We start from the raw sequence: 19988 nt of genomic DNA on the forward strand, positions 1-19988 counted from the left end.
CCGGAGGGCCGCACAGGGCGCGGCGCCGGATTCGTCCATGCCGCTTCCCGTCGTCACGGCCGTTCTGCTGGGTCTTTTGGGGCTGGCCGTCGGGCAGGCGCTGGCCGTGATCAGCGTGAGGCTGCCGCGCGAGGAAGGCGTCGCCGTCGAGGCCGGGCCGTGGGTCCGAAGGGCGGTGTCGCGGCGGCATATCCTTTTCAGTCTGGCTTCAGCCGGGATCGGGGTCTGGGCGGTGCTCGCCACTCCCCTGGGCGGGCATGGCTGGGGCTTCGCCGTCGCGGGCGCGCTGCTGGGCTGGCTGCTGCTGCTGATCGCGGTGGTGGACGCCGAACATTTCTGGCTGCCGGACGTGCTCACCCTGCCGCTGATCGTCTCGGGCCTGATCGCCATGGGTCTGCTGACGCGAGGCGTGCCGATCGCACAGATCGCCGGAGCGGCTCTGGGCTTTGGCCTGCTGTGGCTGCTGTCGTGGCTGTACCGGCGTGTGCGCGGACACGACGGACTGGGCGGCGGCGATCCCATCCTGTTCGCGGGGGCGGGGGCCTGGGTCGGCTGGACAGGCCTGCCCAGCGTGATGCTGTGGGCCTGCGCGACCGGACTCTGCGTCGTTCTGTGGCGGCTGTTGCGGCGGCGTTCGGTGCGCGGCGCGGACCGGATGCCGTTCGGGACCCTGCTGGCGCTCGGGGTCTGGCTGACCTGGCTGTACGGCCCGCTGGGCCTCTAGCGGCCCGTTACGATCTTCACGACGATATGGGCGGTCGTGTCGATGATGGTCTCGGGCGCCGTGTCGCCGCGCCGCAGCAGTTCGAAGCCGTCGGCCATGGCCTCGACCAGATTGGCGACCTGATAGGAGGTCAGGCGCGGGTCCAGACCCTTGGCGTGATAGCCGGTGGCGTGGGCCTGGGCGATGCGGCGTTCGAAGGCCAGGTGGACGCGGCGCAGGCGCTTGACCCGGCTCTCGATGAAACCGGCCTCGCCCTTGTCGGCCAGCATATGTTCGATGCGCAGCACCGGGCCGTGCTCCTGCCAGAAGGCAAGGACGTCGACGACATAGGCGCGGGCGGCGTTGAAGGCCTGTTCGCCCGACCAGTCGCCGTCCAGATGACGGGCCAGGACCTGAAAGTCGGTGGCGCAGTCTTCGCAAAGCGCCAGAACGGGTTCTTCGACGGTCTTGAAGTAGGTGTAGAAGTTCGACGGCGACAGATCGGCCTCGGCGGCGACGTCGGCGACGCGGATCTCGCCGAGATGGCGGCTGTCGAGCAGGCGGCGCGTGGCGGCCAAGATGGAGGCGCGGGTGCGACCGCCGCGGGCGCCGATCCGGTGTCCCAGCTTGTTGATATTGGTCGGGGCCATGGGGAAGTGTCGTCCGGCGGGGCGCGTTCGCTCTCGACCTGAGGCGAGAAGGGAGGAAATGGGCCGTTTCCGGACCATCCATTTGTTTCGCCAGATTTGGTGCGGCGCGTCAACGCGCAGCGTGCCGGTTGGTTGCATTCGCCCAACGCGGGTCTGCGGATATTTACGACTTGGTAACGGCTGTGGACCGGCGCTATCGTGTCGGCTGTCTCCGGCGGCGACTTCGCCGTTTGCGCTCGAAAGAGGCTGAGCGATGGATCTGCCCGTCGATACCGCCCTGTCCTATTCTATCCAGCCCGAGGACGCCGGTTCGCCCGGCGCCGGGCCCTGGGTCTGGACGGTAATCGACGAGGACGGCCGCAAGATCGTCACGGGCCTGGCGCCCAACCAGGACCTGGCCCAGACCCAGGCCCGCAACGCAATCAGCGACCGCTCACCCCAACCCTAGACCGGGTCAGAGGCCCGACGCTGAAGCTCGTCGGCGCGACGGTCCAGTTCATCGGCCCGAGCGGGCAGGGTCCGCGACACTTCCAGAAGCTGTTCGTCGGTGAGCGTCCGGCCCTGTTCCCGGGCCTCGGCGATCTGACGGGCGCGATAGGCGGGATCGCGCAGGCGAGCCGCCTCTTCACGCATCTGATCAGCGCCATTGTGCATCTGGCGGGCGCCGTTACCCATCTGGACGCGGGCGTCGGCGCGGGCGCGGGTGGCCTGCTGGCGGGCCACGTCGGCGTTGGCGCGCGCCTGTTCGGAGGCGGCCATAGCGGCGCGAGCCTGGGCGCGGGCCGCCTCCGCCTGGACGCGGGCGTCGGCGTTTGCACGCGGCGCGGCATTGGCGCGGGCGTCCGCCATGGCGCGAGAGCGGGCCTGGGCGGCCTGGGCGCGGGCGGCGGCGGCGGCCTGACGCGCGACATCGGCCTGCTGGCGGGCCTCTGTGGCCTGAGCGCGGGCGGCTTCCGCGGCGCGGCGCTCCTCGGGCGTGGCGTCCCGCGTGACCGTATAGCCGTAGCCGTAGCTGTAGGTGGTCCGGGCGGCCGGCGGCGCGGGGGGCGCCGGAGGGGCCGGCGGCGTCGGGAGGGCCAGAGGCGCGGCGGGTGCGGGCGGAGCCGGCGGAGCCGGAGGCGCGCTCATCGACCAGTCATCGGCCGCAGCAGGGGCGGGAGGCGGCGTCGGAGGAGCCGGGGGCGCGGGCGGGGCGGCCAGATCGCCGTCCTGATCCGACCATGAGGCCAGAGGCGCGAGCGGGGCGAGAGGCGCGACGACGGCGCTCATCGCAGGCAGGGCGGGCATCGCCGGGATCGGCGGCAGGGGCGGAACTTCCAGGCCCTGTTCGCTGAGCTCCAGCGCGGCCAGGGGAGTGGCGACGGCGGCGAGGGCGGCGACGGTCAGGGCGACGGTCAGAGGGCGGCGGCGGTTGGGAGAGGCGCTCATGATGCAGGCGATCCTTCTTTTGAGAGTGTGGGTGTTCGCGGCCATGGGGGTGGCGGCGTGCGAGAGAGTGGGCGGGCAGGCGGCGAGGCGAACCAGGGCGCGGGCGTAGGTCGGGGCGTCGACGGTGCGCAGGGCTTCGGCGTCGGCGGCTTCTTCCGAGCGGGCGGCGAGGACGGCGTGCAGCCGCCAGACCAGGGGGTTGAACCAGAACAGGGCCACCGCCAGCCGCGACAGGATCAGGAAGATCCAGTCGCGCCGCTTCAGATGGGCCAGTTCGTGAGCGAGGACGGCGAGGGCGGTCTCGATGGCGGTCAGGCTGGCGGGATCGACGACGATGACGCCGGGCGAGACCCCCCAACTCAGCGGGCTGGACAGGCGGTCGCTGCTGACCAGCCGGGGGCGCGGGGCGGGCGACAGCCGGGCCAGGGGGGCGAGCCAGGCGGGGGCGGTGACGACGCGGCCCTCGCGCGTCCAGCGGTCCAGGGTGACCAGTCCGACGACGAACCGGCCGACGATGGCCACGGCGCCCAGGATCCAGACGAGGGCGGCGATCAGGGCGGGGGAGGGCGGGGGCAGGACGCCCGAGACCTCCATCCCGGCGACAGGGCCGATCTCGCCGGCCCACAGGGGATCGACGGCGACGGCAGGGACGGGCGGGGGCGGCAGGATCGCCAGTTGCAGCGAGGGCAGCAAGGCCGCGATCACGGGCAGCGCGAGCAGCACGCAGACCGTGGCGCGCAGGATGTCGACCCGGTCGGCGGGGCGGCGGCCGATCCAGTGGGCGGCGGCGAGACCGGCGCCGGCCACGAGGCTGGACTTGATCAGCAGGGAGAGAAACAGGGCGAGGGTCATCACCGGCTTCCTTTCCTTTCGGTGGCGTCGTCGATGGCGCGCTCGAGCGTGGCGGCCTCTTCGGGCGTCAGCCTCTGGCCCAGACCCAGCAGGGCGGTGGCGGCGCTGGCCGCCGATCCGGCGAAGAAGGTGTCGATCATCTTCTGCAAGGCTCCGGCGGCGACGGCGTCGGTGCGCGGCACGGGGCGGTAGACGACGCCGGACGGACCCGGCGCACGGGCCACAAGCCCCTTGGCCTCCAGCCGGGCCAGCAGGGTGCGGACGGCGGAATCGCTGATGGGATCAGCCAGGGCGTCGCGCACATCGGCGACCGCCGCCGTTTCGAGTCGGCACAGTGTCTCGAACACCTCGCGTTCCCGGCGGGGGAGAGCCTCGATCATGACAGTTCCTTCGCGATGTGTCGCTACATCTGTAGCGCTACATGCGTAGCGAATTGGGTCGGGAATGAGGCGGCGAGATGAACTCGCCGTAGGGTGGGTGAAAGCCCGGCCGGGTCTGGATTTCCGCTCGCAGGCGCCGTCGGGGAAGCTGGCCGGTCATCCGGCGGCAGGCCTCGCGCCATGTATCAAAACCGACACGATCGGGACATATGGACGTCACCCAGCCTACACTCTGGCGTCACGCAGAATACATTTGGCCGTATCAATGCTGTGAACTGACCAATACAATTCGGTCCTAGGTTCCGGGTCCTCACTCAGGGGACAATAATGAACCGCCAAAACAAACTGCGCGTCCAGCTTCTGCTGGGCAGCGCTCTCATGGCTGCTGCTATCCCGGCCTTCGCCCAGGCCCAGACCGCCGCTCCCGCCGCCGCGGAAGAGCAGGTGACCGGCCTGGACGACATCGTCGTCACCGCCACGCGCCGCGAAACCAACCTGCAGGACACCCCGATCGCCGTCTCGGTGGTCAGTGCGGAAATCCTCAAGGACCGTCACGTCCAGAGCCTGTACGACCTGGCCGACGGCGCCGTCCCCTCGCTGCGCGTCGCGACCTTCGAAGCCCGCCAGAGCGCCCTGACCGTCGGCATCCGCGGCATCGTGCCGCTGGACGCCAACCAGCCCGCCCGTGAGCAGGGCGTCGGCATCTACGTCGACGGCGTCTATCTGGCCCGCCAGCACGGCCTGAACGCCGCCCTGTTCGACACCCAGCGCATCGAAGTCCTGCGCGGTCCGCAAGGCACCCTGTTCGGCCGCAACACCGAGGGCGGCGCCCTCAACATCGTCACCCGCGAGCCCACCGGCGTGTTCGGCGGCCGCATCGGCGGCGGCGTCGGCAACTACGGTTCCTACAGCCAGGAAATCCACCTGGACCTGCCGGAATACAACAACTTCGCCTTCAAGATCGACGGCGTGATCCAGCACCAGGACGCCACCACCGAGAACCCGCTCGCCGGTCAGACGGGCTGGAACTACTACGACCGCCAGGGCATCCGCGCGGCCCTGCGCTGGACCCCGACCGCGAAGCTGACCAACATCTTCGCCTACGACACGGCGACGGATGAGAACACGCCGTTCTACAGCCAGCTGCTGAACTACAACCCGAACGGCTGCGTCGCCGGCGCCCAGTCCGCCGTCCCGGCCTGTACCCTGCCGGGCACCTCCTACACCTCGCTGACCGGCACGGTCCGTCCGCTGCTCCCCGGCGTGGTCGTCAACGGCGACAGCCGCATGAAGGTCGCCGACATCGGCGTGCCGCAACAGCCCAGCGTCGACGAGACCTTCGGCTATACCAACACCCTGCGCTACGACATCACCGACGACATCCAGCTGCGTTCGATCACCGCCTACCGCGGCGTGGATGCGACCCAGTGGGACAACTCGGGCGGCGCCCACCGTCCGCCGGTCGTGGTTCCGGGCTGCACCGGCACGGCCTGTAACTTCAGCCGCTACTCGCTGGCCGACCTGCACCAGACCCAGTTCAGCCAGGAGTTCCAGGCCGTCGGTTCGGCCGGTTCGTTCGACTTCGTCGCCGGCCTGTTCTACTTCAAGGAAAACGTCGAGGACGACGCCGCGACCCCGGCCTCGATGGCCATCCAGGGCTACACCACCGCCGGTCAGACCACGGGCTACTCCTACGTCGTCATCGACCCCTGCACGGGTTCGGGCGGCTTCGGCTCGCAACCGGGCTGCCGCTCGATCGACCGCGCCTCGGAAGTGGAATCGACCAGCTACGCCGCCTACGGCCAGGTGACCTGGAACGTGAGCGACCGCCTGCACCTGACCGCCGGCGGCCGCTACACCCGCGACCACAAGGACGGCGCCCTGACGTTCTCGCGCAACGTCAACTACGCCACCAACCCGACGATCGCCGCCGCCAACGGTTACTCGCCGCTGAACGAGACTTGGGAACGCTTCAACCCGACCGCGACCGTCGCCTATGACGTCTCGGACGATGTCCACGTCTACGCCAAATACGCCACGGGTTACCGCTCGGGCGGCGCCAGCTCGCGGACGGCCAACTACCAGGCCTTCGGTCCGGAAGATGTCCGTTCGTATGAAGCCGGCTTCAAGGGCGACTTCATGGATCACCGCGCCCGGGTGAACCTGGCGGCCTACGCCATGGACCGTGACGACAGCCAGGTCGACATCTCGTCGATCCAGTTCGCCTCTTCCGGCGGTTCGGCCACCAGCTTCAACAACCTGGTCACGATCAACGCCCCCGGCACCACGAAAATCCGTGGTTTCGAGGCCGAGTTCACCCTGCGCCCGATCGAAGGCCTGACCCTGAACGCGTCCTACGCCTACACGGACACGGAAATCCCGCTGGTCAAGATCACCAACTGCGTGACCACGGGCACGCCGCCGGTGACCACCTGCGCCGCCCCGGTCGACCAGCGCTTCTACATCGTCTTCACCCCGAAGAACGCTGTCAGCGCCTCGATCGACTATGAGCACGCCGTGTTCGGCGGCGCGGCCAACCTGCGCTTCCACTTCGACGGCAACTACGCCGACGCCACCCAGGCGTTCGACCAGTTCGAAACGAAGAACGACTCGTCGCTGATCTTCAACGGCCGCATCTCGCTCGCCGACATCCGCGTCGGCGACACCCAGGACCTGACGGTCAGCCTCTGGGGTCGTAACCTGTTCGACGAACAGTACGTCTTCCGCCGCGACCCGTCGAACAGCCTGCCGGCCGCGCCGACCACCAGCCTGACCACGGGCAGCATCGGCAACGTCATGGGCGACTACGGCAACTTCAACGCCCCGCGCACCTTCGGCCTGGAAGCCACCGTCAGCTTCTAAGACCCGAAGCCGCAAGGCTCGAAACCACGACGGCCGGTGCGGCGACGCACCGGCCGTTTTCGTTTGGCCGCGAATCTGCTCCTGGGAGGGGGCGAGGGTCAGCCCGTAGGCGCTTGCGGTGAGGTGACCGGGTTCGGGGTCTCCGCAGGCTGGGTAATGGTCCGTTCGACACCGTCCTTGGCGACATTGTCCATCGTGTCGGCTTTCGTCGCGAAATAGATGACCACGGTCAGAAAAATCGTGATGATCCAAGCGACCAGATTGACAATGATCTGGCTGGCGGTGGAGGTCCGGTTGCGGATCAGTCCCTTGATTTCCCCCTTCCATTCGGAAAGCCGGGCTTCGAAATAAGACTGCTGCCAGACGTCCTTCACCTGGTCCTCATAGGCCTGCATCACGCCCTCTAACATCTGGCGGGCGGAATTCTTGTAGGTCTGAACCTCGCTGTCGGGGGGATTGCGGTCGGCGCCGGTGCTGGTGCTTCCGCCGAATTTGCACTGATCCCGAATGGTGCGCTTGTACAAGGCATAGGCGAGCAGACCCTCCACGTCGTCGGGGTCGCCGCCTACGAAATTGTCGAAGGCCCTGCTGAAGGCCGAGTCCGCTTCCAAGGCGAGCGGCACGCTTTTCGGGGGTGGACCAGCCGCTGATGCGTCCGTCCTCGTCTTATTTTTTCCCGCGGACCGCACGATGGTAGATATCTCCCCGAACCATGCTGAAAACCATTCCGTTGTTCAGCTTTACGGTACGGGAAGGAGCCGAGGAAGGGGGGGAACTGCGTTTGTTGAACGCCGTTTCTTGGAGGCCTTCGACATCCGGACGGCTCAAGGATTTCGTCGTCACGGGATGGCCCACGGTTTCAAAGATCGAGCGTCGCATAGATATTCTAACGCTCCGGGCTGTCAACCGATCCGCCCGGACGCGGGACGGGGCTCGGCGGCGGCGCGCGGAAGTTCATGGGCGGGGTCCGACTACGGCTAGTGTCCCGCAACATCATGCTCCCCAAATCTTGCGTGCCTGCTAACAGGGCGGGCGAGTCGGGCCTGTGAACAAGTCTCCAACTTCTCCACAGCGGGCCGCGCGAGTGGATACTTGTGGATCTGGGGGATGTGGCGGGCTTTCCCGGCAACGGCTGGTGCCGGCTGCAGGAATCGAACCCGCGACATCCAGTTTACAAAACTGGCGCTCTACCAACTGAGCTAAGCCGGCCCTCTAGCGAAGGAGGACGCGGTCGGGCCGCGTCCGGCGCGGGTTATGCTGGCGGAAAGCGTCGCGGGCAAGCATCTTGCGCTGATGCGCCTGTCGTTTCCCTACATCGCCCCGATTCTGATGCTCGTGGCGTCGAACGTCTTCATGACCTTCGCCTGGTACGGACACCTGAAGTTCGGCTCGAAACCGCTGTGGATCGTGGTCGGTGTCAGCTGGGCCATCGCCTTCTTCGAATACTGCCTGGCCGTGCCCGCCAACCGGATCGGCCATACGGTCTATTCGGCGGCCGAGCTGAAGACGATGCAGGAGGTCATCACGCTGCTGGTCTTCGCCGTCTTCTCGGTGACGGTGCTGGGCGAGAAGCTGACGCTGAACCATGCGGTGGGCTTCGCCATGATCTTCGGTGGCGCCTGGTTCATCTTCCGCGGGCCGTTCTGAGGGATAAGGATTTTCCGTGCAGGGAAAATCCTCTGAACCTCCACACGCCTTTCCGGCGGCGGCGCGGCATAGGGGAAGGGGACACGAGCGCAGGGACGAACCCATGACCCACATCTCTTCACACACCGCCGGCAAGCCCTTCCTCAATCCGGTCCGGGTGATCGGCTGGGGTTTGATCGCGGTGCTGCTGGCTACGCCGGCGATCGCCATGCGCTTCACCCACGAGGTCAACTGGACCGCCTTCGACTTCATCTTCGCCGCCGTCCTGCTGGGCGGCGCGGGTCTGGCCTTTGAGCTGGTGTTCTGGCGCGCCAGGGGGCTTCAGCTGCGGCTGGCCCTGGGCCTCGGCATCCTGGCCGTCGTCCTGTTCGTCTGGGCCCAGGGGGCGGTGGGGATTTTCTGATCCCGAGCCGGCCTATAGGGTCCAGCCATGCCGCTGGATCAGCTCGACGTCATCGTCCGTGTCGCCGGAGCGACCCTTCTGGTGGTCGCCGCGATCGGCAAATGGCGGCGCAGGGATCGGGCGGACGACCGCTGGTTCGCGCCCCTGGCCCTGTGCCTGTGCGGCTTTCTGGCGGGCAATACGCCGGTGTCTGCGCTGCAGCTCGGCGGTCCCATCGGTCATCTGGCGGTTCTGCTCAGCGGTCTGACGGTCGCCTTCCTCTGGTGGTTCTGCCTGTCGGTGTTCGACTGGACCTTCAGGCCGCGCGGGTCGGTGCTGGTCGTCGGCCTGAGCTGGATGGTCGTGGCCTGCGCCGACCGCGGCGTGTTCGGTAAGGTCCTCGCCCAGCGCGGCCTGTCCTTCCTCCTGATCGCCATGGGGCTGGGGATGATGGCCTGGCTGGCCTGGCGGCTGATCCGCGACCGTGAAGGCGATCTGATCGACGGTCGCCGCCGCTCGCGCCTGTGGGTCGCGATCCTGCCCGCCGCCCAGCTTCTGGCCGACATGGGCGCGGATCTGGCCTTCGGTCTGGACTGGCAACCGCAGCTCTTCTCCATCGCCCAGAACGCGGCGGTGCTGGCCTTCACCGGCTGGCTGCTGCTCCTCGGCGGAGAGCGGGCCGCAGTCCCGTCGCCGGGCAAAAGCCGGACGCGGGTTGATCTCTCAGGCGAGGATACCGTGCTGGAGGCCCGGCTTCGGCGTCTGATGGAGGTCGACAAGGTCTGGCTGGATCCTGACCTCGACCTTCCGGCCGTCGTGCGCATGATGAGTGCGTCGGAGCGGGCGGTGCGGCGGCTGATCATCCACCGGCTGGGCTATGACCACTTCCGCACCTTCCTCAACGCCGCGCGCATGGCCGAGGCCCGGCGGCTGCTCGCCGATCCCGCGCGACACGGGGACAAGCTGATCGTCATCGCCATGGACAGCGGCTTCGCCTCCCTGCCGTCGTTCAACCGCGTGTTCCAGCAGGCTGAGGGCGTCAGTCCCGGGGCGTGGCGGCAGGCGCGCCTCGGCCCAACCGGCGCTGATATTCGTCACACGGCGCCCGCAGCGTAAAAACGCCGCTGCAAGGTTTTGAGATGCGGTCCGCCGGGTTCTGAGAAGCCCGGTCGCCGCTTTCCATCCTATCCGTCGCCCTCTTTCGGCCAGTGGAGTGGAACGGCGTGGACGGACTTATCGGCATTCTGGGCGTGGTCGCTCTTCTGCTCGTGGTCGGCGGCTCGCTCGGCCTGCTGCTTCCGGGCAAGACGTCGTGGTTCTGGCTGCTGGCGGCGGCGGGGCTGGTGGTTGTCAACGACGCCATGCTGACGCGGGTCTGGGGCCTGATGCCGGACCTGATCCCCCACAGCGACTGGAACTGGCAGGGCAAGGTGATGGCGCTGGCCGTGACGCTGGCGGTTGCCGCGCTGCCGATGTTCGGCTGGCGCAAGTCGGGCCTGACGCTGGTTCAGGCGCCCGGAAGCTGGAAGACGGCCCTGCCGGTGACGGCGGCCTATGCGGGCCTGTTTCTGGTCATGGCCCTGATCTTTTCCAACGAGAGCGCGTCCAAGGAGACGATCGCCTTCCAGCTGACCATGCCCGGGTTCGAGGAGGAGCCCTTCTATCGCGGGGTCCTGCTCGTGGCGCTGGGCCAGGCCTTCTCGGGACGGCTGAGACTGTTCGGCGTCGACTGGAGCCTCGGCGCCGTCCTGTCCTGCGCCCTGTTCGGACTGGCCCACGCCTTCGGCTTTTCGGACGGTCAGTTCTCGTTCGATCCGATGACCATGGCCCTGACCGGCCTGCCGTCCCTGATCGGGGTGTGGCTGGTTCTGAAGACGCGGAGCCTGCTGCTGCCCGTGCTGATGCACAATTTCGGCAATGCAATCATGCTGCTGGTCTGAGGGGGCTCAGTCCAGCGCAGCCGCGATCCGGTCCGCCAGACCCTTCAGCACCGCCGCATCGGCCATGGGCGCATGGCCGTGGCCCTTCAGCTGCCGGTCCGCCCAGCGGGGGATGATGTGGAAATGCAGGTGGTAGACGGTCTGGCCGCCGGCCTCGCCGTTGAACTGCATGATGGAGAAGCCTTCGGGTTCAAGCGCCTTGGTCACGGCCCTGGCGGTGCGCTGGACGGCGGCGGTCAGTTTCGACAGCACCTCGGGCTCGACCTCAAGCAGGTTGCGCGCCTGCGAGGTTTTCGAGATCACCAGCACATGGCCCTCGGACTGGGGGAAGACGTCCATGAAGGCGAGGACGTCTTCGTCCTCCCACACCTTCACCGAAGGGATGCCGCCCGACAGGATCTTGGCGAAGATGTTCTCGGGGTCATAGGCGCCCGTCAGGCTCATGGTCGTCTCCGTCGGCGGATTCTGTGTGCCGCCCGTGATAGCAGACGGGTGCGGCGCCTGAGGAGCTTTGCCGTCGCCTTCTTTCGGCCTAAGGCGGACCAAAGCCGCGCCCGGGCGTTCAGACCGGGAGAACGAGGACCCGACATGACCGACGCCAACTCCCCCCAGACCGACCTCAACGCCAGCGATGCCGCCAACGCCGTCGCCGACTCCAACCCCATCGCCCAGCCGCTGGTCATCGATCCCGCACCCGATGCGGACAATGATCTGGTCCTGATCGAGTCGACGACCGACGGCGTGGTCTTTCTGACCATCAACCGGCCCGCGAAGAAGAACGCCTTCAACGCCGAGACCATCGCCGCCCTGCACGAGGCCTTCCTGACCCTGCACGGCGCCGACACGGTGCGGGTGGTCTTCATCCGCGGCGCGGGCGGGACGTTCAGCGCGGGCGCCGACCTGTCGTGGATGCGTTCGGCCGCCGACTGGTCCGAGAGCGACAACCGCGACGACGCCATGGGCCTGGCGAAGATGCTCAAGGCCCTGCACGACGTTCCGGCCCTGACGGTCGCCATCGTCGAGGGCGCGGCCATGGGCGGCGGGGCGGGCATCGTCGCCGCCTGCGACATGGCCGTGGGCGTGGACGGCGCCAAGTTCGCCTTCTCCGAGGTCAAGCTGGGCCTGATCCCCGCGACCATCGCCCCCTATGTGGTCGAGGCGGTCGGCGCGCGCCGGGCCCGAGCCCTGTTCCTCACCGGAAACACCTTCGACGCCGACTATGCCGCCCATCTGGGGTTGATCGACATGGTCCTGCCGGACACGGCCTCGATCGACGCCTTCGTCAGCATGCTGACCGACAGCCTGTCCGGCAGCGCGCCCGGCGCCATGGGCGACGCCAAGGCCCTGGTGCACCATGTGGCGTCTCACAAGCTGGACAACAGTCTCATGGAAGACACGGCCAGGCGCATCGCACGCGCTCGTGTTTCACAAGAAGGCCAGGAGGGGGTGCGCGCCTTCCTCGAAAAACGTAAACCCGTCTGGGCTGTGTAGATTCTAGACGCGGGGGCGCGTGATGTCAGGGGAACTCGAAGTTGCGGCGCTGGCCTCGACCGGCGGTTGGCTGCGCTGGAAGCGCAAACACGCCGATATTCCGGTCGGCACGCCCTGCGCCAACTGCGAGACGCCTCTGCAAGGGACGTACTGCCATAACTGCGGCCAGCTGGCCGAGGACTTCCACCGCAATTCCTGGCACCTGCTGGTCGAGGCGGTCGAGAGCCTGCTTCACCTCGACGGCCGGCTGTTCAAGACCCTGCCTAACCTGCTGCGTCGCCCCGGGCAGCTGACCCGCGACTTCCTGGACGGCAAGCGCGCCTCGCAGGTGCAGCCGTTCCGGATGTTCCTGGTCATCCTGCTGGTCGTGCTGTTCGTCAGCCACCTGGCCACGAAGAAGGCCGAGCATGGCGAAGACGCGGGCCATAACAACGTTCACACCAACCTCACCGTCCCCGGCGAGCACGGACAGCCGCCCACCGTCATCCCCCTGACGAATGGCTCCGAGGCCGCAGACAGCGCTCACGGAACCACCGACGGCGCCAAAAACAAGCCGACGGGGCTTCTTCCGCTTCCGAACACGCCGCACACCCGGGCCGCGCTCGATGAGGCGCGGGCCGAGATCGCGATGGATCCGACCATGACGGCGGAAGAAAAGCGGACGGCGCTTCTGGCGGTGAACGGCGACTGGGCCAAATTCGGTCAGGCGGTCGCCGAGCAGAAGGCGGCCCAAGGCAAGGACGGCGAAGACCACCTGATCGATGTCGGCGAGGGCGACAGCGCCCGGATGAAGGCGTTCAAGCACTGGGCCGACGTTCGGGTGAAAGCCATTCGCGAGGACCCGGAACGTTTCGCCCTGATCATGGAGATCTGGCTGCACCGGGTCGCCATCCTGGCCCTGCCGGTCTCGGCCCTGATGCTGACCCTGCTGTTCATCTTCAACCGGCGCTTCTACGTCTTTGATCACCTGGTTTTCTCGATGCACTCCCTGTCGTTCCAGATGCTGCTGGTGACGGTGATCCTGCTGCTGTCGATGGTTATCGGCGGCTGGGCCTGGTGGCTGATCCTGCTCATGCCGGTGCATCTGTATCTGCACATGAAGGGCGCCTATCAGCGCAGCGGCTTCGGCACGATCATGCGGATGACCGCCCTGTTCATCATGACCACCTTCACCTTCAGCATGCTGGCTCTGCTATGGCTGTACCTGGCTTTCAACGAGATGGCGGGGCACTGAGCGGGATGTCGGTCTTGAAAAGAATGATGGCCGGGGTCGGCGGTCTGACGCTCTCTTTCGCGATCGCCTCTGCGGCGAGCGCCCAATCGGCAGGCGAGCTGCGCGATCCCCGGAATCGGGCGGATCTGCAGTGTATGGCGATCATGGCCATCGGCGCCGGCACGACGGAAGAAGGCTCGGTCGAGCAGTTGGGCCTGGCCGTGGGAATGGCCTATTATCTGGGCCGGCTTGAGGGCCGGGCGCCCACGGTGGACTGGCTGGACCAGTTCACGGAGTACCTCACCGGCGATCTGGAAGACGAGGCCAAGGTCCAGGCCGAGCGCTGCGGCGCCGAGATGGAATCCTTCGGAGGCCGTCTGACGGGCTGGGGTGAACGGTTGCAGGCGTTCGCGGACAAGCATCCCACCGGAAAGCAGGGGCGCTCCCGGCCGTAACAGCCTTGAGCCGACGCCCGTCCGGGCCTAGGTCTGCGTCATGCGCCAGTCCTTCGATGAAACCACCGATCCGTCCTTCGGGGCCAAGCACCTTCCGCTCGTTCGCGCCCGTCTGGCAGAACAGGGCCTCGACGGCCTGCTGGTCCCGCACGAGGACGAGCACCAGAACGAATATCTGCCCGAGGCCAACGACCGTCTGGCGTGGCTGACCGGCTTCACCGGATCGGCGGGCGCTGCGGTGGTGCTCACGGACCGAGCCGCCGTCTTCGCCGACGGCCGCTATACGGTGCAGGTCCGCGCCCAGGTCGATCCGGGCCAGTTCGAGATCCTCGACCTCGTCGAGGGCGGGGTGCCCGCCTATCTGGCCGGGGCGCCGAAGGGCGCCGTCATCGGCTATGACGCCCGGCTGCACAGCCCCGACGCCCTGGCGACCCTGAACCGCGCCGCCGCCAAGGCCGGGGCCGAACTCAAGCCCGTTGACGTCAATCCGCTGGATCAGGCCTGGGGCGACGCCCGTCCGGACCAGCCGCAGGCGCCTGTCGTTCCGCACGAAGACCGCTATTCCGGCGAGAGCAGCGCTTCCAAGCGCGCCCGCATCGGCCGGGCCGTCGCCGACGCCGGCGCCGATGTCACGGTCCTGACCGCCCCGTCCTCCATCGCCTGGCTGTTCAATGTGCGGGGCGGGGACGTGATCCGCTCGCCCCTGCCGCTCGGACAGGCCATCGTCGCCGCCGACGGCACGGCCCAGCTGTTCCTCGACCCGGCCAAGGTCACCAACGAACTGCCCGGCTGGCTGGGCGACGCGGTTGCGCTCAAGCCCACCGCCCACCTCGACGAAGCGCTCGGCGACCTGTCGGGCCGCAAGGTGCTGATCGACCCGGCGCAGTCCTCGGCCTGGTATTTCGACCGGCTGGAAGGGGCTGGGGCGACGATCGTGCGCGCCATGGACCCCTGCGCCCTGCCGCGCGCCGCCAAGAACCCGGTCGAGATCGAGGGCACGCGTCAGGCCCATATCCGCGACGGCGCGGCCCTGACCCGCTTCCTGCACTGGGTCGGCACCACGGCCCAGGACACCCTGCCGGATGAGCGCGAGATCGCCGGCGTGCTGGAAGGCTTCCGTGAAGCCACCGGCGCGCTCAAGGACCTGTCCTTCGACACCATCGCCGGGGCCGGTCCCAACGGCGCCCTGCCGCACTACAAGCCCGTCGGCGACAAGATCCGCCGCATCGAGAAGGGCTCCCTGCTGTTGGTCGACGGCGGCGGCCAGTATCTGGACGGCACCACCGACGTGACCCGGACCATGGCCATCGGCGAGCCGACGACCGACCAGATCCGCATGTTCACCCTGGTGCTCAAGGCCCATATCGCCATGGCCGTGATCCGCTTCCCGGTCGGCACCACGGGGCACCAGCTGGACGCGGTCGCCCGCGCGCCCATGTGGATGGCCGGCCTCGACTATGATCACGGGACGGGCCATGGCGTCGGCAGCTATCTCGGCGTCCACGAGGGCCCGCAGCGCATCGCCAAGGCGGTCAACACCCAGCCGCTGCTGATGGGCATGATCCTGTCCAACGAGCCCGGCTACTATCGCGAGGGCCACTGGGGCATCCGCATCGAGACCCTGCAGGTCGTCACCGCGCCCGAGCCCATTCCGGGCGGCGAGCGGCCGATGCACGGCTTCGAACAGCTGACCTTCGCGCCGCTGGATCGCCGCCTGATCGACGTGACCATGCTGACCGAGGCCGAGCGCGCCTATGTCGACGCCTATCACGCCGAGACCCTGGCCAAGGTCGGGCCGCTGCTGGATGGCGAGGCGCTGGAGTGGCTGAAAATTCAGGCGGCGCCGCTCTGATCCAGCCTTGCGGTTCGGCGGCGGCGTGACGAATTGAGGCTCCCACCGAAAAGGAGCGCCCCATGAAGACCCGTACGCTTGGACAATCCGGCCCGGAGGTCGGCGCCGTCGGCCTCGGCTGCATGGGGATGGCCGCCTTCTACGGTCAGGCGTCCGACGAGGCGCAGGCGACGGCGGTGATCCATCGCGCGCTCGAACTCGGCGTCACCCTGTTCGACACGGCCGAGATGTACGGCCCGCACACCAACGAAATCCAGGTCGGCAAGGCGCTGGCGGGCAAACGCGATCAGGCCTTCGTCGCCACCAAGTTCGGCATTAACTGGAACGCGGATCGCACGGCGCTCAAGATCGACGGCTCGCCCGTTAATGTCCGCCGCGCCATCGAGGGCAGCCTGAAGCGGCTGAACATGGACCACGTCGACCTCTACTATCTGCACCGGGTCGATCCGGACACGCCGATCGAGGAGACGGTCGGGGCGATGGCGGAGCTGGTCAAGGAGGGCAAGGTCCGCTTCCTTGGTCTGTCGGAAGCCGCGCCGGCGACCATCCGCAAGGCCCACGCCACCCATCCGATCACGGCGCTGCAGACCGAATACTCCCTGTGGAGCCGCGAGCCCGAGGCGGAGATCCTGCCGACGGTGCGCGAGCTGGGCATCGGCTTCGTGCCCTACAGCCCGCTCGGCCGGGGCTTCCTGTCGGGTGAGATCAAGTCGATCGATGACCTGGCGCCCGACGACTTCCGCCGCTCCAACCCGCGCTTCCTCGGCGACAATTTCCAGAAGAACCTCGATCTGGTCGAGGCGGTGAAGGCGCTGGCGGCGACCAAGGGACTGACGGCGGCGCAACTGGCCCTGGCCTGGGTGCTGGCGCAGGGCGACGATCTGGTCCCGATTCCGGGCACCCGCCGCATCGCGACGCTGGAGGACAATACGGCCGCCGCCGATGTGGTCCTGAGCGCCGAAGACCTCGCCGCCATCGAGGCGGTCTTCCCCAAGGATGCGGCCTCGGGCGACCGCTATGCCCCGGCGGGGCAGGCGGCCTTGAACAGATGATCTGAAATCCTCCCCTTTGAAGGAGGGGGGCCCGAAGGGGTGGAGGGGGCCAACCACGCACACCGCGTTTGGATCAGCCCCCTCCGTCTCCTCGCAAGAACTCGGAGCCACCTCCCCCAATGGGGGAGGATTTAACTACTGAATCCGCGTCCAGGTTTGCGTCTTGCACAGCGGCGCAACGATGCACCCGCGCAGGCGCAGGGTGTTGGGGTTCACCAGGGTGATGGTGCCGCGATAGGTGCCGCCGTCGTCGGGGTTGTAGACCGAGCCGTTGCGCCATTCGGTCGGGCCGCCGGTGAAGCCGTTCAGCATCGGCAGGTTGCGCAGCGTCCGGCCGCGCTGGGCCCGGTCGCGGTTGTGGTCGTCGGTCATGTTCGGATTGGTGCGGATGTGGTCCGAGGTCACCAGCACGCCGCACAGGGCCTGGCCACAGCGGTTGATACGAACCTGACCGCCGTTGGTCGGGGTCTGCCACAGGCCGGTCGGATCGCCCGGAGGCGGGGCAGCGACGGCGGAGGCGGCGAGGGCGGAGACCGCCAGCGCGGCGGCGGCGAACAGGGAGGCATTCATGGTCGTTTCCTTGGTTCGGACCGTGTCGGCCCGTTGAGGTCAGACTGACCCGCGTTTCCGTTGGAAACAAGGCCGATCCGCCGATCACGGTTCCTTGATTGTCGATAAAAAACCGGACCTTAGGTCAAGTTTTCAGCCGATCAGCTTGAGCCAGTCGTCTTCGCTCAGAACCTCAACCCCATGCTTTTCCGCGTCTTTCAGCTTGGAGCCGGCGCCCGGACCGGCGACGACATAGTCGGTCTTCTTCGACACCGACCCACTGACCTTGGCGCCGAGGCTTTCGGCCCGGGCCTTGGCCTCGTCGCGGGTGAACTTCTCCAGCGAGCCGGTGAAGACCACGGTCTTGCCCGCGACGGGGCTGTCGGTCTTCGGCTTTTCGGCGTCGACGACCTCGGTCAGTTCGGTGATCAGGGCGTCGACGACCGTGCGGTTGTGAGCCTCGTGGAAGAACTCGGCGACGGCGCGGGCCGCGACGGGGCCGACCCCGGCGATTCCGGCGATCTGTCCCAGTGTCTCCGACGGCCCGTCCTCGCGCGCGATCCGGGCCAGTTCGATCACTGCGGGCCAGTCGGGGGCCAGTTCGGCCAGGGCGCGGCGGGCAGGGGTGGCGACGCCGGGGAAGGCGAGAGCCAGCTTCTGGTCGATCGGGGCCTCGGGCCAGGGATCGGCAGGCGACAGTTGGGCCGCCGCCATCACCGACAGGGTCCGCTGGGACACGCCATGCCCCTCGGCCAGCCGGGTCCATTCCGGCGTGGGAATGCCCGAAGCGGCCTCCAGCCCGGCGGCGTAGAACTCGGCCCATCCGCCGAAATGCCGGGCCAGCAGCAGGGAGGTCTGGTCGCCGATGTCGCGGATGCCCAGGCCGAAGATCAGCCGCTCCAGCGCGATGGTCCGGCGCGCGTCGATGCCCGCGACGAGATTCTTCACGCTGGTGTCGCCATAGCCGTCCTCGGCGCGCAGCAGGTCCAGCTTCTCGGCGTCACGCGCCAGGCGGAAGATGTCGGCGGGCTCATGGATCCAGCCGCGCTCGTGGAAGGCGATCAGCTGCTTCTCGCCCAGACCCTCGATGTCGAAGGCGCGGCGCGAGACGAAATGCTTGAGCCGCTCGACCAGCTGGGCGTTGCAGATCAGGCCGCCGGTGCAGCGCCGGCGCACCTCGCCCTCGGGCCGCACCGCCTCCGATCCGCAGACAGGGCAGTGGGTGGGGAAGACGTAAGGGACGGCGTCGGCCGGGCGGCGCTCGATCACCACCTCGACGATCTGGGGGATGACGTCGCCGGCGCGCTGCAGGACGACAGTGTCGCCGATGCGCACGTCCTTCCTCGCGATCTCGTCCTCATTGTGAAGGGTGGCGTTGCGCACAACGACCCCGCCGACGGTCACCGGATGCAGCCGCGCCACGGGGGTCAGGGAGCCGGTGCGGCCGACCTGGATGTCGATGCCTTCCAGCACCGTGGTGGCCTGCTGGGCCGGGAATTTGTGGGCGATCGCCCAGCGCGGGCTGCGCGAGACGAAGCCCAGTCGCTCCTGCCAGTCCAGCCGGTCGACCTTGTAGACAACGCCGTCGATGTCATAGCCGAGGCCCGCGCGGTCGGTCTCCAGCCCGCGATAGACCTCCATCAGTCCGTCGACGCCCTCGACCCGGACCGAGCGCGGATTGACCTTGAAGCCCCAGGCCTTGAGCGCGGCCAGCGCCCCTTCCTGCGTCTCCGCGAACGGGGCCGAGGTCTCGCCCCAGGCATAGGCGAAGAAGGCGAGGGGGCGGGCCGCCGTCACCTTGGGGTCGATCTGGCGCAGCGATCCGGCGGCGAAATTGCGGGGGTTGGCGTAGGTGCGTTTGCCTTCGGCCTCCGCGGCCGCATTGAAGGCCGCGAAGGCGTCGTTCGGCGCATAGACCTCGCCGCGGACCTCGATCAGGTCGGGCCAGCCGGAGCCCGAAAGCTTCACCGGGATGTCGGCGATGGTCTTCAGATTGGCGGTGATGTCCTCGCCGGTGCGGCCGTCGCCGCGCGTGGCGCCTTGAACCAGCACGCCCTTTTCATAACGGATGTTGGCGGAGAGGCCGTCGATCTTGGGTTCGGCGACGAAGGCCACCGGGTCGGCGTGCGGCAGCTTCAGGAAGCGCTGGATGCGGGCCACGAAGTCGGCGACGTCGCCCTGATCGAAGGCGTTGTCCAGCGACAGCATGGGAACGCCGTGGCGCACCTCCGAGAACTGGCTGGAGGCGGGCGAGCCGACCTTCAGCGACGGCGAATCCGCGCGGATCAGGGCGGGGAAGCGGCTCTCGATGGCCAGGTTGCGGGCCTTGAGCGCATCGTATTCGGCGTCGGTCAGCTCGGGCGCGGCTTCATTGTAGAGGAAGTCGGCGCGGCGCATCTCGACCGCCAGCCGGGCCAGTTCGGCGGTGGCCTGATCTTCGCTCAGGTCGTCGACTGGAAGGGATGCGTTCGGATTCGTCTGGGCCATCCCACGCTCCATACCATTCGCGAGGGAGAGGATTGGACTCCCGGC

Annotated in this window: 19 protein-coding genes and 1 tRNA gene; 12 read left to right on the plus strand and 8 right to left on the minus strand. The window is 68.0% G+C overall.

Going from position 1 to position 19988, the window contains the following annotated elements:
• Positions 1 to 37: 37 nt before the first annotated feature.
• Positions 38 to 724 (plus strand): prepilin peptidase, encoded by a 687-nt coding sequence (locus AC1ROD_RS15820; protein WP_492949224.1) that lies wholly within the window; start codon positions 38 to 40, stop codon positions 722 to 724.
• Here the strand turns inward: AC1ROD_RS15820 and AC1ROD_RS15825 are convergent.
• On the minus strand, positions 721 to 1353 hold the full coding sequence (locus AC1ROD_RS15825; protein ID WP_492949225.1) for a TetR/AcrR family transcriptional regulator: 633 nt from the start codon (positions 1351 to 1353) through the stop codon (positions 721 to 723). The genes AC1ROD_RS15820 and AC1ROD_RS15825 overlap by 4 nt on opposite strands.
• Positions 1354 to 1606: 253 nt before the next feature.
• Between AC1ROD_RS15825 and AC1ROD_RS15830 the strand changes: the two genes are divergently transcribed.
• Complete coding sequence (locus AC1ROD_RS15830) at positions 1607 to 1801, plus strand: hypothetical protein (protein WP_492949226.1); 195 nt, start codon at positions 1607 to 1609, stop codon at positions 1799 to 1801.
• Here the strand turns inward: AC1ROD_RS15830 and AC1ROD_RS15835 are convergent.
• Both AC1ROD_RS15835 and AC1ROD_RS15840 read right to left on the minus strand, forming a co-directional pair.
• Positions 1798 to 3633, minus strand: a complete 1836-nt coding sequence (locus tag AC1ROD_RS15835; RefSeq protein ID WP_492949227.1) for a M56 family metallopeptidase — start codon at positions 3631 to 3633, stop codon at positions 1798 to 1800. The two genes, AC1ROD_RS15830 and AC1ROD_RS15835, sit on opposite strands and share 4 nt — an antisense overlap.
• A complete protein-coding gene (locus tag AC1ROD_RS15840; RefSeq protein WP_492949228.1) occupies positions 3633 to 4013 on the minus strand; it encodes a BlaI/MecI/CopY family transcriptional regulator in 381 nt (126 codons plus the stop codon). The genes AC1ROD_RS15835 and AC1ROD_RS15840 overlap by 1 nt, the downstream gene beginning before the upstream one ends.
• 327 nt (positions 4014 to 4340) lie before the next feature.
• Here AC1ROD_RS15840 and AC1ROD_RS15845 point away from each other — a divergent pair, with 327 nt between their 5' ends.
• Positions 4341 to 6875 carry a TonB-dependent receptor gene (locus AC1ROD_RS15845; RefSeq protein WP_492949229.1) on the plus strand — a complete coding sequence of 845 codons (2535 nt, stop codon included), beginning with the start codon at positions 4341 to 4343 and terminating at the stop codon, positions 6873 to 6875.
• A 98-nt stretch (positions 6876 to 6973) separates the two neighbouring features.
• On the opposite strand, the gene AC1ROD_RS15850 is transcribed toward AC1ROD_RS15845, so the two are convergent.
• Together AC1ROD_RS15850 and AC1ROD_RS15855 are read right to left on the minus strand one after the other, a co-directional pair.
• On the minus strand, positions 6974 to 7498 hold the full coding sequence (locus AC1ROD_RS15850) for a hypothetical protein (protein WP_492949230.1): 525 nt from the start codon (positions 7496 to 7498) through the stop codon (positions 6974 to 6976).
• 510 nt (positions 7499 to 8008) lie between these two features.
• Positions 8009 to 8084, minus strand: a tRNA-Thr gene (locus AC1ROD_RS15855).
• Positions 8085 to 8129: 45 nt separating this feature from the next.
• Between AC1ROD_RS15855 and AC1ROD_RS15860 the strand changes: the two genes are divergently transcribed.
• The 4 genes from AC1ROD_RS15860 to AC1ROD_RS15875 all read left to right on the plus strand — a co-directional run bounded on the left by AC1ROD_RS15860 (position 8130) and on the right by AC1ROD_RS15875 (position 10844).
• Positions 8130 to 8522 carry a DMT family protein gene (locus AC1ROD_RS15860; RefSeq protein ID WP_492949231.1) on the plus strand — a complete coding sequence of 131 codons (393 nt, stop codon included), beginning with the start codon at positions 8130 to 8132 and terminating at the stop codon, positions 8520 to 8522.
• Between the two features lie 103 nt (positions 8523 to 8625).
• Positions 8626 to 8925: a hypothetical protein gene (locus AC1ROD_RS15865; protein ID WP_492949232.1), complete on the plus strand. Its 300-nt coding sequence runs from the start codon at positions 8626 to 8628 to the stop codon at positions 8923 to 8925.
• A 27-nt stretch (positions 8926 to 8952) separates the two neighbouring features.
• Positions 8953 to 10020 carry an AraC family transcriptional regulator gene (locus AC1ROD_RS15870; protein WP_492949233.1) on the plus strand — a complete coding sequence of 356 codons (1068 nt, stop codon included), beginning with the start codon at positions 8953 to 8955 and terminating at the stop codon, positions 10018 to 10020.
• A gap of 107 nt (positions 10021 to 10127) precedes the next feature.
• Positions 10128 to 10844, plus strand: a complete 717-nt coding sequence (locus AC1ROD_RS15875; RefSeq protein WP_492949234.1) for a CPBP family intramembrane glutamic endopeptidase, BDIM_20840 family — start codon at positions 10128 to 10130, stop codon at positions 10842 to 10844.
• A gap of 6 nt (positions 10845 to 10850) precedes the next feature.
• On the opposite strand, the gene AC1ROD_RS15880 is transcribed toward AC1ROD_RS15875, so the two are convergent.
• Entirely contained in the window at positions 10851 to 11288 is a 438-nt protein-coding gene (locus AC1ROD_RS15880) for an HIT family protein (protein WP_492949235.1), read from the minus strand.
• A 144-nt stretch (positions 11289 to 11432) separates the two neighbouring features.
• Here AC1ROD_RS15880 and AC1ROD_RS15885 point away from each other — a divergent pair, with 144 nt between their 5' ends.
• The 5 genes from AC1ROD_RS15885 to AC1ROD_RS15905 all read left to right on the plus strand — a co-directional run bounded on the left by AC1ROD_RS15885 (position 11433) and on the right by AC1ROD_RS15905 (position 16907).
• Positions 11433 to 12335 carry an enoyl-CoA hydratase-related protein gene (locus AC1ROD_RS15885; RefSeq protein WP_492949236.1) on the plus strand — a complete coding sequence of 301 codons (903 nt, stop codon included), beginning with the start codon at positions 11433 to 11435 and terminating at the stop codon, positions 12333 to 12335.
• 22 nt (positions 12336 to 12357) lie between these two features.
• The gene (locus tag AC1ROD_RS15890; protein WP_492949237.1) at positions 12358 to 13569 is read left to right on the plus strand and encodes a DUF3667 domain-containing protein; all 1212 of its coding nucleotides are present in this window, start codon (positions 12358 to 12360) and stop codon (positions 13567 to 13569) included.
• Positions 13570 to 13595: 26 nt separating this feature from the next.
• Positions 13596 to 14003 (plus strand): hypothetical protein, encoded by a 408-nt coding sequence (locus tag AC1ROD_RS15895; protein WP_492949238.1) that lies wholly within the window; start codon positions 13596 to 13598, stop codon positions 14001 to 14003.
• 40 nt (positions 14004 to 14043) lie between these two features.
• A complete protein-coding gene (locus AC1ROD_RS15900) occupies positions 14044 to 15855 on the plus strand; it encodes an aminopeptidase P family protein (RefSeq protein WP_492949239.1) in 1812 nt (603 codons plus the stop codon).
• Positions 15856 to 15917: 62 nt separating this feature from the next.
• Entirely contained in the window at positions 15918 to 16907 is a 990-nt protein-coding gene (locus AC1ROD_RS15905; RefSeq protein WP_492949240.1) for an aldo/keto reductase, read from the plus strand.
• A gap of 135 nt (positions 16908 to 17042) precedes the next feature.
• Here AC1ROD_RS15905 and AC1ROD_RS15910 read toward each other — a convergent pair whose 3' ends face one another.
• Positions 17043 to 17477, minus strand: a complete 435-nt coding sequence (locus tag AC1ROD_RS15910) for a DUF2147 domain-containing protein (protein WP_492949241.1) — start codon at positions 17475 to 17477, stop codon at positions 17043 to 17045.
• Positions 17478 to 17609: 132 nt separating this feature from the next.
• The gene (ligA, locus tag AC1ROD_RS15915) at positions 17610 to 19943 is read right to left on the minus strand and encodes an NAD-dependent DNA ligase LigA (RefSeq protein WP_492949242.1); all 2334 of its coding nucleotides are present in this window, start codon (positions 19941 to 19943) and stop codon (positions 17610 to 17612) included.
• Positions 19944 to 19988 lie beyond the last annotated feature (45 nt).

It is taken from the genome of Brevundimonas sp. GW821-FHT12E07, assembly GCF_058807035.1.

Bases quoted from the DNA above. Each gene is read 5' to 3' on its own strand.
- AC1ROD_RS15820 (WP_492949224.1), top strand. From the start codon at position 38: ATGCCGCTTCCCGTCGTCACGGCCGTTCTGCTGGGTCTTTTGGGGCTG.
- AC1ROD_RS15825 (WP_492949225.1), bottom strand. From the start codon at position 1,353: ATGGCCCCGACCAATATCAACAAGCTGGGACACCGGATCGGCGCCCGC.
- AC1ROD_RS15830 (WP_492949226.1), top strand. From the start codon at position 1,607: ATGGATCTGCCCGTCGATACCGCCCTGTCCTATTCTATCCAGCCCGAG.
- AC1ROD_RS15835 (WP_492949227.1), bottom strand. From the start codon at position 3,633: ATGACCCTCGCCCTGTTTCTCTCCCTGCTGATCAAGTCCAGCCTCGTG.
- AC1ROD_RS15840 (WP_492949228.1), bottom strand. From the start codon at position 4,013: ATGATCGAGGCTCTCCCCCGCCGGGAACGCGAGGTGTTCGAGACACTG.
- AC1ROD_RS15845 (WP_492949229.1), top strand. From the start codon at position 4,341: ATGAACCGCCAAAACAAACTGCGCGTCCAGCTTCTGCTGGGCAGCGCT.
- AC1ROD_RS15860 (WP_492949231.1), top strand. From the start codon at position 8,130: ATGCTGGCGGAAAGCGTCGCGGGCAAGCATCTTGCGCTGATGCGCCTG.
- AC1ROD_RS15865 (WP_492949232.1), top strand. From the start codon at position 8,626: ATGACCCACATCTCTTCACACACCGCCGGCAAGCCCTTCCTCAATCCG.
- AC1ROD_RS15870 (WP_492949233.1), top strand. From the start codon at position 8,953: ATGCCGCTGGATCAGCTCGACGTCATCGTCCGTGTCGCCGGAGCGACC.
- AC1ROD_RS15880 (WP_492949235.1), bottom strand. From the start codon at position 11,288: ATGAGCCTGACGGGCGCCTATGACCCCGAGAACATCTTCGCCAAGATC.
- AC1ROD_RS15885 (WP_492949236.1), top strand. From the start codon at position 11,433: ATGACCGACGCCAACTCCCCCCAGACCGACCTCAACGCCAGCGATGCC.
- AC1ROD_RS15890 (WP_492949237.1), top strand. From the start codon at position 12,358: ATGTCAGGGGAACTCGAAGTTGCGGCGCTGGCCTCGACCGGCGGTTGG.
- AC1ROD_RS15895 (WP_492949238.1), top strand. From the start codon at position 13,596: ATGGCCGGGGTCGGCGGTCTGACGCTCTCTTTCGCGATCGCCTCTGCG.
- AC1ROD_RS15900 (WP_492949239.1), top strand. From the start codon at position 14,044: ATGCGCCAGTCCTTCGATGAAACCACCGATCCGTCCTTCGGGGCCAAG.
- AC1ROD_RS15905 (WP_492949240.1), top strand. From the start codon at position 15,918: ATGAAGACCCGTACGCTTGGACAATCCGGCCCGGAGGTCGGCGCCGTC.
- AC1ROD_RS15910 (WP_492949241.1), bottom strand. From the start codon at position 17,477: ATGAATGCCTCCCTGTTCGCCGCCGCCGCGCTGGCGGTCTCCGCCCTC.
- ligA (WP_492949242.1), bottom strand. From the start codon at position 19,943: ATGGCCCAGACGAATCCGAACGCATCCCTTCCAGTCGACGACCTGAGC.